This is a genomic window from Streptomyces similanensis (genome assembly GCF_039543625.1).
Taxonomy (GTDB): Bacteria; Actinomycetota; Actinomycetes; order Streptomycetales; family Streptomycetaceae; genus Streptomyces; species Streptomyces similanensis.
Genome location: NZ_BAABKC010000006.1, coordinates 115,661 through 127,495 on the forward strand (window position 1 = coordinate 115,661; position 11,835 = coordinate 127,495).

The following is an 11,835-nucleotide window of genomic DNA, read 5'->3' on the forward strand; positions in this document are numbered from 1 at the left end:
AGGGACACCCTCAGCGGTACGAGCGCTAGAGCGTCGGCTGTGGTCCTGTGCCATCGAGCCGCCCCCCGAGGCGGCCGACGTCCCCGGCACGGTCAGACGACACGACCCCCGCGCTCGCCTCGCGCCGCACACACACAGAAGAGGCAGCACCCTGACTACCACGTTCCGAGAACTCGGCATCCTTCCCGAGACCGCCGAGGCGCTGGAAGCCGTCGGCATCACCACCCCCTTCCCCATCCAGGAGATGACGCTGCCCGTGGCCCTCACGGGCACGGACGTCATCGGCCAGGCCAAGACCGGCACCGGAAAGACGCTCGGCTTCGGCCTTCCGCTCCTGGAGCGCGTGACCGTCCCCGCCGACGTCGAGGCCGGCCGCGCCAAGCCGGAGGCCCTCACCGACGCCCCGCAGGCGCTGGTCGTCGTCCCCACGCGCGAGCTGTGCACGCAGGTCACCAACGACCTGCTGACCGCCGGCAAGGTGCGCAACGTGCGGGTCGTCGCGATCTACGGCGGGCGGGCCTACGAGCCCCAGGTCGAGGCCCTGAAGAACGGCGTCGACGTCGTCGTCGGCACCCCCGGCCGACTGCTCGACCTGGCCGGCCAGAAGAAGCTGAACCTGAAGCACGTCAAGGCGCTCGTCCTGGACGAGGCCGACGAGATGCTCGACCTAGGCTTCCTGCCCGACGTCGAGAAGATCATCGGCATGCTGCCGGTCAAGCGGCAGACGATGCTGTTCTCGGCCACCATGCCGGGCGCGGTCATCGGTCTGGCCCGCCGCTACATGTCGCAGCCCACGCACATCCGCGCCACCGCGCCGGACGACGAGGGCGCGACGGTCGCGAACACCACGCAGTTCGTCTACCGCGCGCACAACATGGACAAGCCCGAGATGGTCGCGCGCGTCCTCCAGGCCGACGGCCGCGGGCTGGTGATGATCTTCTGTCGCACCAAGCGCACGGCGGCCGATCTCGCCGACCAGCTCAAGCAGCGCGGGTTCGCCTCCGGCGCGGTCCACGGCGACCTGGGCCAGGGCGCCCGCGAGCAGGCGCTGCGCGCCTTCCGCAACGGCAAGGTGGACGTGCTCGTCTGCACCGACGTCGCCGCCCGCGGCATCGACGTCGAGGGCGTCACGCACGTCATCAACTACCAGTCCCCGGAAGAGGAGAAGACGTACCTGCACCGCATCGGCCGCACCGGCCGCGCGGGCGCCAAGGGCACGGCGATCACCCTCGTCGACTGGGACGACATCCCGCGCTGGCAGCTGATCAACAAGGCGCTGGACCTGGGCTTCAGCGACCCGCCGGAGACGTACTCCACCTCGCCGCACTTCTTCTCCGACCTGGGCATCCCCGCGGGCACCAAGGGCATCCTGCCGCGCTCGGAGCGCACCCGCGCCGGGCTGGACGCGGAGGTGCTCGAAGACCTCGGCGAGACCGGTGGACGCGGTGCGCGCGGTCGGAACGACCGTGACCGCGGTGGCCGCGGCGGCCGGGACGAGGCGCGCTCCGGCGAGCGCGAGCGCTCGTCGCGGACCCCGCGCCGCCGTCAGCGCACGCGCGGCGGCTCGCTGGTCGACTCCCCCGCGGCGACCCCGGACACCGCGGCTGCGCGGTCCGAGTCGCCGGCCGCGGACGCCGCTCCCGCCACCCGCACCCCGCGCCGTCGCCGGCGCACGCGTGGCGGCGCCCCGGCCCAGCAGCCGGTGGCCGCCACCGCGGCGACCACGGTGAGCGAGCCGGCGGCGCAGGCCGTCGCGGCCGTGGAGAACACCGCGCCGGTGGAGGCCGTGGTCGCCACGGCTCCGGCCGCCGACGCGGTCGAGACGCCGGCGAAGCCGCGCCGCCGCCGGACCCGCAGGTCCGCGGAGGACACGGCGACGGCGCCGATCGAGCAGGAGACGGTGACCGCGACGGTGACCGCCGAGCCCGAGGCCGTGGAGGCCGCGCCGGCCCCGCGCCGCACCCGCAAGAAGGCGGCCCCGGCCGCCGAGGCGGCGGTGGAGGCGGCCGAGGCCGCCGAGGCGAAGCCGCGCCGTACCCGGAAGGCCGCCGTGGCCGCCGAGGCCGCCGAGGCGGTGGCGGACACCGTCGCCGAGACCGCGCCGCGCCGCCGCACCCGCAAGGCCGCCGAAGCCGTCAAGACGGCGGAGGCCGCCCCGGCGGAGACGGTGGAGGACGCCCCGGCCAAGCCGAAGCGCACCCGGAAGACGGCCGCGGCCGCCGCCGAGAGCGCCGTGGCGACCGCCGAAGGCACCGAAGCCGAGGCCAAGCCCAAGCGCACCCGCAAGAAGGCCGCCGAAGCCGCACCGACGGCAGAAGCCGACACCGCCGAAGCGACCGAGGCCAAGCCCGCCACGCGCCGCACCCGCAAGACGGCCGCAACGCCCGAAGCGGTGGCGGACACGGCCGAGGCCACCGAGGCCAAGCCGCGCCGTACGCGCAAGACGGCCGCCGCGGTGGAGGCCCCGGAGGCCGCCGAGGCGAAGCCGAAGCGCACCCGGAAGACGGCCGCGGCCGCCGCCGAGAGCGCCGTGGCGACCGCCGAAGGCACCGAAGCCGAGGCCAAGCCCAAGCGCACCCGCAAGACCGCGGCCACCGCCCCGGCCCCCGCCGAGGAGACCGAGGCCAAGCCGAAGCGCACCCGCAAGAAGGCCGCCGAAGCCGCACCGACGGCAGAAGCCGACACCGCCGAAGCGACCGAGGCCAAGCCCGCCGCACGCCGCACCCGCAAGACGGCCACCGCGCCCGAAGCGGTGGCGGACACGGTCGAGGCCGCCGAGGCGACTCCGCGTCGGCGGACCCGCAAGGCGGTCCCCGAGGCCGTCGCCGCGGGGATCCCGGCGCAGGCCACCGGCGAGCCGGAGGCCAAGCCGCGCCGCCGCACCCGCAAGGCCGCCGAGACGGCGGAGGCCGACACGACCGAGGCGACCGAGGCGAAGCCCGCCACGCGCCGCACCCGCAAGACGGCCGCAGCGGAAGCCTGACCCGGCACCCGCGACAGCGGCACCCGCACAAACCGACGGCCCGGCCCCACCCCCGTGGAGCCGGGCCGCCGGCATACCCGGACCACCTCACCCGGGCGGCCCCCGAACCGCGACGGGAACGCTGCCCGCGCGGGCGCCGGGCCGGGGTGTCAGGTCGCAGCCCGCCTGCGCGCCGGGCCGGCAGCCTCCGCCACGCAGGCCAGCCCAGCACCCGCAACAGCGACGCCCACACAAACCGACGGCCCAGCCCCGCCCACGCGGAGCCGGGCGGTCGACGCATCCGGACCCCTCACCCAGGGCGTCTCCCGAACCGCGAAGGCGGCGCTGCCCACCTGGACGCCGGGCCGCTGCCCAGGCGGGTCCTGGGTCGCTGCCGGGCAGGTCCCGGGTCGCTGCCGGGTGGGCGCCGGGTCGCTGCCCAGGCAGGTGCCGGGCCGGTAGCCTCGGCGCATGAGCAGGCCTCCTACCTTTGTTCCGCCGCCCGGTGCCCGGGCGTACCGGCTGCGTACCGTTCGTGGGGAGTTCGCCGTCGTCGACGCGCCCGTGGCCGTCGGTGTCGAGCCCCGGGGCGTCGCGCTGCTGCTGCCCGGGTTCACCGGCAGCAAGGAGGACTTCAACCCGCTGCACGAGCCGCTGGCGGCGCGCGGCTACCGGACCGTGGCCGTGGACGGGCGCGGTCAGTTCGAGTCGGCCGGACCGGTGGACGACGTATCGGCCTACGCGCAGGAGGAGTTGGCGCGGGACGTCCTCGCCCAGGCCGAGGCGCTCGGCACGGCACCGCATCTGGTCGGGCACTCGCTCGGCGGGCAGATCGCTCGCGCGGCCGCGCTGCTGGACCCCTCCGCGTTCCGCTCGCTCACGCTCATGTCCTCCGGACCCGCCCAGATCTCCGAACCGCAGCAGCAGCGCGTGAAGCTGCTGCGGGACGCGCTCGGGGTGCTGACGATGGGCGAGGTGTGGGAGGCCATCCAGGCGATGGAACCGCCCGAGGAGACCGACGCGGGACTGGACGCCGGGCTGGACGACCGGGCGGACCTGCGCCGCCGCTGGCTCGCCGGCAGCCCCGCCCAACTCCTCGCCACCGGGCGCCAGTTGTGCACCGAGCCGGACCGCGTCGCCGAACTCGCGGCGATCGGGCTGCCGTGCCACGTGCTGTCGGGCGCGCGGGACGACACCTGGCCGGTGCCGCTCCTGGACGACATGGCCCGGCGGCTCGGCGCCCGGCGCACCGTGGTGGAGGGCGCCGAGCACTCCCCCAACTGCGACCGCCCGCTGCCCACCGCCCGCGCGCTGGCCGACTTCTGGGACGGCAGCTGACCGTCGCCCGACGGCCACCGGCCGAGCAGCGCTAGTACTGCGCCTGGAGGTGGTCCCAGAAGCCGTCGCGCAGGGCGCGCCGCAGGTCGGCCTGGCCGCGCAGCGAGTACCGCAGCAGGCCCTCGGCCTCCACCAGGAGGTCCTGGTCGACGGAGCCGGGCAGGTAGGGGTGGCCGGGGAGGAGTTCGACCAGGGTGTCGCGGCCGCGCTCGGCGAGCCACTTCGCGGCGATCTGCGCGCCGACGAAGCGGACGTCCTCGCGGGTGGGCCGGTCCGTGCCCGTCGGGTCGTAGGCGACCGCGGTGCGCCGGGAGACGTAGGGCTTGAAGAACTCGAGGTCGAGGGTGCGCTGGCTGTCGACCTCCCACAGCAGCGGCTCGGCCTGGTTGCGGCCCTCGGGGGCCTCGATGCCCCACAGGTGGACCCGGGCGCCGTAGCCCTGGGCGGCCTCGACGGCGGAGACCAGGTCCTCGTCGCCGCCGAGCAGCGCGGCGTCGCTGATGGCGCGGTGCCGGGCCAGGGACTCCAGGTCCGAGCGGATGAGGGAGTCGACGCCCTTCTGCTGGTTGTTGGCGTTGAGGTTGCCGAGGCGGACCTTGACGTCGGGCAGCTCGGCGATGGTCTGCTGCTCGGCGGTGTGGATACGGCGCCGGGCGCCGTCGTACCAGTAGACGCGCAGCAGCCGGCTGTCGGCGAAGACGTTGCGGGCGCGGTCGATGAGCGCGTCGATCAGCCCCTCGGCGTCCAGGTCGAAGGCGCGGCGGTCCTCGGTCCCGGCCACCAGCCGGCCCGCGGCGGCGTAGAGGTACCCGGCATCGACGAAGATCGCGTGCGTCGAGGGGGTCTTGGCCACCTCGGCGAGCATGCGTTCCAGCAGCTCGTTGGTGCGGTCGATGCGGGCGGCCAGCGCCGCGGGGTCCTGGTTCATGGCCTCGTTCATCCCTTCCATTCTCCCGGTGGTCACCGTGCGAACACAACCGGTCCCGAACGGTCGACGAAACCAGACGTACTGGTCGGTAATTAGGCGTTCGAAAAATTTATTTAGCCAAGGGAATGTTTGTAACGTGCGGCCCGTTAGATAGGTACAGAGCACGGGCACCGATGCCCCGTACGCCGCCCTCACCCAAGTAATTCTCCGCAGGAGGATGACCAGACGAAGGGAGAAGCCCCATGCGCTTCGAGATCATGCGACTCGACGAGGTCGACGGGACCACCGTGGACACCACCGTCGTGGACGCCGCCTCCGTCAATCGGATCGTTCAGCAGGCCGCCGCGATCGGCCAGCGACTCTGGATCCGCCCGGCCGACACCCCGGCCTCATAACAGCGGGCCCGCTTTCGACACCACGAAGCCCCCGTACGGCGAGCTGCCGTACGGGGGCTTCGTGCGCGCTCCGGGCGTCCGGCGGGCTCAGCCGCCGCGGACCACCTGGGTGATCCCGTTGATGATCTGCTGGACGGCGATCGCGGAGAGCATCATGCCCGCCAGCCGCGTCACCAGGACCACGCCGCCGTCCTTGATGACCCGGATGATCAGCAGCGAGTAGCGCATCACCAGCCACAGCACCACGTGGATGGCGAGGATCGCCGACCACACCGAGACCTGGGAGGCCACGCTGTCGGCCTTCTGCACGGCGAGGATGACGGAGACGATCGCGCCGGGGCCGGCGAGCAGCGGCATGCCGAGCGGGACCAGGGCGACGTTGACGTCCTTGGTCGCCTTGGGCTCGTCGGTCTTGCCGGTGAGCAGGTCCAGGGCGATCAGCAGCAGGAGCAGTCCGCCGGCGATCATCAGCGCCGGCACCGACACGTGCAGGTAGTCGAGGATCTGGTGGCCGAGCACGCCGAACACGGCGATGACGCCGCCGGCCACGCAGACGGCCTGGAAGGCCATCCGCTTCTGCACCTTGCCGGGGCGGCCGGCGGTCAGCGCGAGGAAGATCGGGGTGATCCCAGGGGGATCCATGATGACGAACAGGGTGAGGAAGAGGGAGCCGAAGACGGCAGCGTCGAACATGGGTGCGGAACAGCCTTGCGAAAGCAGCACGGGAACAGACCCGTACCGGGGAGTGGGCGGGGGGCGCGGGGCGGGGTTCAGATCCCGCCGGCGCCCGGGACGGGGAATGCCCCGGTCGACCGCCGCGTGATCTCCCCGTACACCTCGGGGTCGGTCGTGAACGCGCCGAGGGCGACGGTCTTGCGGCTGCCGTGGTAGTCGCTGGAGCCGGTGGTGAGCAGGCCCAGCTCCTTGGCGAGGCCGCGCAGCCGCGCCCGGGTGTCGGGGTCGTGGTCCATGTGGTCGACCTCGATGCCGTCGAGGCCGGCGGCGGCCAGGTCGGCGATCCGGGACTCGGGGACCGTACGGCCGCGCTTGACGGCGGCCGGGTGGGCGAAGACGCAGACGCCGCCGGCGTTCTTGACCAGCCGGATCGCCTCGAACGGGTCCGTCTCGTGCTTGCCGACGTAGGCGCGGCCGCCGTCGGCCAGCCACTGGTCGGTGAAGGCGTCGCTCACGGTCGGCACCACGCCGAGTTCCACCAGCGCGGTGGCGAGGTGCGGCCGGCCGACCGAGCCGTCGCCCGCGATGCGTGCGACCTGCTCCCAGGTGACGGGCACGCCCAGCGCGTTCAGCTTGTCGATCATGCCCTTGGCGCGCGGCACCCGGTCGTCGCGGACCAGTTCGCGCTCGGCGAGCAGGGCGGGCTCCTCGGGGTCGAAGAGGTAGGCCAGCATGTGCATGCTGACGCCGTCGACCCGGCAGGAGAGTTCGGCGCCGGTCACGAGGGTGAGCCCCGCGGGCAGCGCCGCGACGGCCTCGGCGTGGCCGCGGGTGGTGTCGTGGTCGGTCAGCGCCACGACGTCCAGACCGGCGGCCGCCGCGTTGCGCACCAGCTCGGCCGGGCTGTCCGTGCCGTCGGACGCGGTGGAGTGGGTGTGCAGATCGATGCGCACGACACGGACTCCAGGCGGTGACGGGACGGAGGGGGACACCCAAAGGATAGCGGGCGCCCGAGCGTGCCCGTCACACCCGCGACGCCCGGCCGCCCCCTACAGCCGAGCCGTCCGGACATCCCCTACAGCCGAGCCGTCCGGACATCCCCTACGGGGTTCCCGCCGACCTCACGGCCGCAGCAGCCGGGGCGACAGCGCCCCGCACGGCACGAGGTCGACCTCCGCGCCCGCGTCCCGCAGATCGGCGAGGACCAGCTCGTCGTACATCAGCAGGCCGGACTGCTCGGGCCAGACCACCGCCCACAGCCACAGCCCGAGCGCCTCGCCCGCGAAGACCGCGCGGTCGACGGGCGCGCCGGAGACGTGCCACAGCGGGGTCGGCCGGCCGCCGGCCAGGACCTTGGCGTCCGGCGGCTTCTCGACGTTCAGACAGGGGCCGGGGTCGGGGCCGTCGATGCCGGCGTAGCGCGCGCCGAGGCCGACGCCGAGTTCCTCGGCGACCAGGATGAGTTCGCCCATGCCGCCGAGCGGGCCGGGTCCGGAGCAGGCCACGGCGGTGGCGCGACCGCCGCTGCGGTCGTCGCCCGCGCTGGCCACGCCCGTGAACAGCCAGCCGACCGGCAGTGGCCACGGCATCCACACCGGCACCTGGGTGCGGTGCACGACGACGCCGAGGGCCTCGACGCTGGGCGGTATCACGGGCTGCACCGGGTGCACGGTCCCGTGGACATCGCACTGCCAGGAGTCGTTGAAGAGTCCGGGAGCCCTGACCCGGCCACCGCACTTCGGGCAACTGGGTTCGCCCCTCATAGGGCTCCACGGTCCTACCCCGACCGCGTCACGTCAAGGACGATCACCCGTCCGGCGGCGCGCTCCGCACGCCCCCACCAGGACCAGGTAGATGCATATTGCATTAATTAGCTGAGCTAACTTACTATGTGCATACACCAACCATCTGGTTCACCGAGAGCACACCGGGACCGCTCGGCTCCGTCCCGGGATTGGAGAAGGCATGGCCGCGGATCCCTTCGACGCGGGGGCGGGCAGCCTCCTGCGGCAGCCGAAGGCAGTCTGGGCGACGGCCGGCGCGTCCGTCGTCGCCTTCATGGGCATCGGGCTCGTCGACCCGATCCTCCCCTCCATCGCCAAGGGCCTGGACGCCACCGCGAGCCAGGTCTCCTTGCTGTTCACCTCCTACTTCCTGATCACCGCCGTCGCGATGCTGGTGACCGGCTTCGTCTCCAGCCGCATCGGCGGCAAGAAGACGCTGCTGCTCGGGCTCGCCCTCGTCGTGGTCTTCGCGGGACTGGCCGGCACCTCGGGATCGGTCGGCCAACTGGTCGGCTTCCGGGCCGGCTGGGGCCTGGGCAACGCGCTGTTCGTCTCCACCGCGCTCGCGGTCATCGTCGGCGCGGCGGCCGGCGGGAGCGCGGCGGCGATCCTGCTCTACGAGTCCGCGCTCGGCCTCGGCATGGCCTGCGGACCGCTGCTGGGCGCGCTGCTCGGCGACGCCAGCTGGCGCTACCCGTTCTTCGGCACCGCGTTCCTGATGGCCGTCGGGTTCCTGTGCGTCACGGTGTTCCTGAAGGAGCAGCCGAAGCCGGCCCGCAGGACCTCGCTGCTGGACCCGATCAAGGCGCTCGGCCACGGCGGTCTGGCCTCCGCGGCCGCCTCCGCGTTCTTCTACAACTACACGTTCTTCACCGTGCTCGCCTTCACCCCGTTCGTACTGAACATGACGCCCTACAAGTCGGGCGCGGTGTTCTTCGCCTGGGGCGTGCTGCTGGCCGTCTTCTCGGTGATCGTCGCACCGCGGATGCAGGAGCGCTTCGGGTCGCTGAAGGTGCTCGGCGGGTCGCTGGTGCTGCTGGCCGCCGACGTGGTCGTGCTGGGGTACGGCGACCACACCACCGCGATCGTGTGCACGATCCTGTCCGGGGCGTTCATCGGCGTGAACAACACGGTGTACACGGAGCTGGCGCTCGGGGTCTCCGACGCGCCGCGGCCGGTGGCGAGCGCCGGGTACAACTTCGTGCGGTGGTTCGCGGCCGCGGCCGCGCCCTACCTCGCGCCGAAGATCGAGGAGTGGAGCGACATCCACGTGCCGTTCGTGGTCGCGGGGGCGACCGCGCTGGTGGGCGCGCTCGTCGTCCTGGTGCGCAGGGGCGCGCTCGCGCACGAGGCCGAGGAGTTGCGGCCCCGCCATGCCTCCGAGGACGGGGTCGCCGTCTTCGCCAAGTGAGCCGCCAGGTGTCCCGACGACTGACTCGCCAGGTGTCCTCCGGAGGGGTTCGTCACTCCAGGGGCACCGAGGTCCGCGACGGGTCCCTGAGGTCCGTGCCGTGGTTCAGCCAGCGTTCCTGGAGGGCCTGGGCGCCGTGCACCCGCTTCCAGGCGGCCTCGTTCGGGGTCATCGGCAGCAGCGGCAGGAAGCGGACGGGGTCCAGGGGCTCGTCCAGCTCCAGGTCCGCCACCAGGCCGCCCGGTTCGGCCACCAGGACCGAGGTGAAGGGCGCGCCGGGCCACAGCGCCTCGCCCACGTCCAGTGAGGCGCCCGGCGCCACGACCACGCCCTCGACCTGCGGGGAGGCACCGAGCACGGCGAGCGGGCGGAGCACCTTGTCGGTGTCGGCGAGGCCGGCCCGCACCGACAGGACCAGCTCGGCGCGCGGCCCCTTGACCGGGTCGGCGACCACGGCCGTGGGGTCCGCCATGGGCTGGGCCGACATGCCGAGCGTGGCGTAGCGGACGAGGGCGCCCTCCGCGTCGGAGTCCCGGAAGCGCAGCACCTCGACGCGGTCCGTGCCGAGGAAGGTGACCGCCGCGCGCGCGTCCGGATCGCCCAGCGCGGAGCGCAACCGGGCCTCGACCAGAGGAAGAACATCTGCCATGCCGCGAGCATAGAACTCGTCAGTACCCGGCAAAGCGGCACCTTGACACGTCGGCTGACTGATAGTCTTACCCGGCGGTTCGGGGCAGCACGCAGAAGCGTCGCGTATCGAGTCCCGACGCCGTTGAAACTCCCCTGACGGGGCACCCTTCAAACAGGGTATGGATCGTCCCTCACGAGGGACCGGCCGGAGGAGGTGGGGCTGGCATGGATCGAAGTCGACCGTGCAGTAGCACCCGCTCTTCCCGCCGCTGATGTAGCTGTTCCGGCTCCGGCTGACCCGCCACCTCTCGCGTTCGTGCCGCCGCGCACGTCTACGGAAGAGCACTTCGTCTCGTCCGTCGGATCGTCCGGTCCGGCTGATCCGTCTGGTTCGTCTGATCCGAGTCAGTGACGAAGCCCGCCACCGCGACGGTGCGGTGCTCCCCGCTTTGTGGACGTGCGAAACATCCTTCTTCTGCCCGACGGGCGGAAGACCCTTGGCAGGACGTCCTCATTCCGGGCAGTTCCGACCGGCGCCCGGCGCCTCTTCGTCGCTCCTCACGAAGGAGCCCCGCCATGTCGATGATCCGTGACCTGCGCGCCGCCGTCCGTCCGTCCCGCCCGGCGCAGCGCAAGGACAACGGCGGCACCTACGACACCACCCGCGACCCGGCGACGCCGTCCGCCGTCGTCGACTGCGCCGTCTACCGCGACGGCGCCCGCCTGGAGACGCCCGCGCCGCTGACCCCGCAGGAGGCGATGCGCCTGGTGCGGCGCGACGGCGGCTTCGTGTGGATCGGGCTGCACGAGCCGACCGAGGCGGAGTTCGCCGGCATCGCCGGAGAGTTCGGGCTGCACCCGCTGGCCGTCGAGGACGCCGTCCAGGCCCACCAGCGGCCCAAGCTGGAGCGCTACGACGACACCCTCTTCACGGTCTTCAAGACCATCCACTACGTCGACCACGACCGGCTCACCGCGACCAGCGAGGTCGTGGAGACCGGCGAGGTGATGTGCTTCACCGGCCGGGACTTCTTCATCACCGTCCGGCACGGCGGCCAGGGCTCCCTGCGCACCCTGCGGCACCGGCTCCAGGAGGACCCCGAGCTGCTGGCCAAGGGCCCCTCGGCGGTGCTGCACACCATCGCCGACCACGTCGTGGACGGCTACATCGCGGTCGCGCACGCCCTCCAGGACGACGTGGACGACGTGGAGACGGAGGTGTTCTCGCCGGGCCGCGGCGGCACCGCGCGCGGCACTGACGCCGGGCGGATCTACCAGCTCAAGCGCGAGGTCATGGAGTTCAAGCGGGCGGTGTCGCCGCTGCTGCGGCCCATGCAGCTGCTGAGCGAGCGGCCGATGCGGCTGATCGACCCGGACATCCAGAAGTACTTCCGTGACGTGGCCGACCACCTGGCCCGCGTCCAGGAGCAGGTCATCGGCTTCGACGAACTGCTCAACTCCATCCTCCAGGCCAACCTCGCCCAGGCGTCCGTGGCGCAGAACGAGGACATGCGCAAGATCACCGCGTGGGCCGCGATCATCGCCGTGCCGACGATGGTGTGCGGGGTGTACGGCATGAACTTCAAGCACATGCCCGAGCTGCACTGGAAGTACGGCTACCCGGTGATCATGAGCGTCACGGTCGTGATCTGCCTCGGCATCCACCGCACGCTCAAGCGCAACGGCTGGCTGTGAGCGGGCCGGGCTCCGTC

10 protein-coding genes are annotated in these 11,835 nt (G+C 72.8%); 5 read left to right on the forward strand and 5 right to left on the reverse strand.

Going from position 1 to position 11,835, the window contains the following annotated elements; all coding sequences use genetic code 11:
* Window positions 1-244: 244 nt before the first annotated feature.
* Window positions 245-2,983, forward strand: coding sequence for a DEAD/DEAH box helicase (locus ABEB07_RS02140; RefSeq protein ID WP_345666739.1), 2,739 nt, complete (start codon window positions 245-247; stop codon window positions 2,981-2,983).
* A 450-nt stretch (window positions 2,984-3,433) separates the two neighbouring features.
* Entirely contained in the window at window positions 3,434-4,300 is an 867-nt protein-coding gene (locus tag ABEB07_RS02145; RefSeq protein WP_176150399.1) for an alpha/beta fold hydrolase, read from the forward strand.
* Between the two features lie 31 nt (window positions 4,301-4,331).
* Here the strand turns inward: ABEB07_RS02145 and ABEB07_RS02150 are convergent, their stop codons facing one another.
* Window positions 4,332-5,240 (reverse strand): NYN domain-containing protein, encoded by a 909-nt coding sequence (locus ABEB07_RS02150; RefSeq protein ID WP_239146829.1) that lies wholly within the window; start codon window positions 5,238-5,240, stop codon window positions 4,332-4,334.
* A 230-nt stretch (window positions 5,241-5,470) separates the two neighbouring features.
* Here ABEB07_RS02150 and ABEB07_RS02155 point away from each other — a divergent pair, with 230 nt between their 5' ends.
* On the forward strand, window positions 5,471-5,623 hold the full coding sequence (locus ABEB07_RS02155) for a hypothetical protein (RefSeq protein ID WP_019980331.1): 153 nt from the start codon (window positions 5,471-5,473) through the stop codon (window positions 5,621-5,623).
* An 87-nt stretch (window positions 5,624-5,710) separates the two neighbouring features.
* Here the strand turns inward: ABEB07_RS02155 and ABEB07_RS02160 are convergent, their stop codons facing one another.
* The 3 genes from ABEB07_RS02160 to ABEB07_RS02170 all read right to left on the reverse strand — a co-directional run bounded on the left by ABEB07_RS02160 (window position 5,711) and on the right by ABEB07_RS02170 (window position 8,061).
* On the reverse strand, window positions 5,711-6,316 hold the full coding sequence (locus tag ABEB07_RS02160) for a MarC family protein (RefSeq protein ID WP_164588743.1): 606 nt from the start codon (window positions 6,314-6,316) through the stop codon (window positions 5,711-5,713).
* Between the two features lie 77 nt (window positions 6,317-6,393).
* Window positions 6,394-7,251, reverse strand: coding sequence for a PHP domain-containing protein (locus tag ABEB07_RS02165; RefSeq protein WP_345666740.1), 858 nt, complete (start codon window positions 7,249-7,251; stop codon window positions 6,394-6,396).
* 168 nt (window positions 7,252-7,419) lie between these two features.
* Complete coding sequence (locus ABEB07_RS02170) at window positions 7,420-8,061, reverse strand: DUF6758 family protein (RefSeq protein ID WP_176150397.1); 642 nt, start codon at window positions 8,059-8,061, stop codon at window positions 7,420-7,422.
* 202 nt (window positions 8,062-8,263) lie between these two features.
* On the opposite strand from ABEB07_RS02170, the gene ABEB07_RS02175 reads away from it, so the two are divergent.
* Entirely contained in the window at window positions 8,264-9,493 is a 1,230-nt protein-coding gene (locus ABEB07_RS02175; RefSeq protein WP_345666741.1) for an MFS transporter, read from the forward strand.
* Window positions 9,494-9,545: 52 nt separating this feature from the next.
* Here the strand turns inward: ABEB07_RS02175 and ABEB07_RS02180 are convergent, their stop codons facing one another.
* The gene (locus ABEB07_RS02180) at window positions 9,546-10,142 is read right to left on the reverse strand and encodes a suppressor of fused domain protein (RefSeq protein WP_345666742.1); all 597 of its coding nucleotides are present in this window, start codon (window positions 10,140-10,142) and stop codon (window positions 9,546-9,548) included.
* A 557-nt stretch (window positions 10,143-10,699) separates the two neighbouring features.
* Between ABEB07_RS02180 and ABEB07_RS02185 the strand changes: the two genes are divergently transcribed.
* Window positions 10,700-11,818, forward strand: a complete 1,119-nt coding sequence (locus tag ABEB07_RS02185; RefSeq protein WP_345666743.1) for a magnesium and cobalt transport protein CorA — start codon at window positions 10,700-10,702, stop codon at window positions 11,816-11,818.
* Window positions 11,819-11,835: the final 17 nt, after the last annotated feature.

Coding starts and splice junctions, on each gene's coding strand:
- ABEB07_RS02140 (WP_345666739.1), top strand. CDS start 245: ATGACGCTGCCCGTGGCCCTCACGGGCACGGACGTCATCGGCCAGGCC.
- ABEB07_RS02145 (WP_176150399.1), top strand. CDS start 3,434: ATGAGCAGGCCTCCTACCTTTGTTCCGCCGCCCGGTGCCCGGGCGTAC.
- ABEB07_RS02150 (WP_239146829.1), bottom strand. CDS start 5,240: ATGAACGAGGCCATGAACCAGGACCCCGCGGCGCTGGCCGCCCGCATC.
- ABEB07_RS02155 (WP_019980331.1), top strand. CDS start 5,471: ATGCGCTTCGAGATCATGCGACTCGACGAGGTCGACGGGACCACCGTG.
- ABEB07_RS02160 (WP_164588743.1), bottom strand. CDS start 6,316: ATGTTCGACGCTGCCGTCTTCGGCTCCCTCTTCCTCACCCTGTTCGTC.
- ABEB07_RS02170 (WP_176150397.1), bottom strand. CDS start 8,061: ATGAGGGGCGAACCCAGTTGCCCGAAGTGCGGTGGCCGGGTCAGGGCT.
- ABEB07_RS02175 (WP_345666741.1), top strand. CDS start 8,264: ATGGCCGCGGATCCCTTCGACGCGGGGGCGGGCAGCCTCCTGCGGCAG.
- ABEB07_RS02180 (WP_345666742.1), bottom strand. CDS start 10,142: ATGGCAGATGTTCTTCCTCTGGTCGAGGCCCGGTTGCGCTCCGCGCTG.
- ABEB07_RS02185 (WP_345666743.1), top strand. CDS start 10,700: ATGTCGATGATCCGTGACCTGCGCGCCGCCGTCCGTCCGTCCCGCCCG.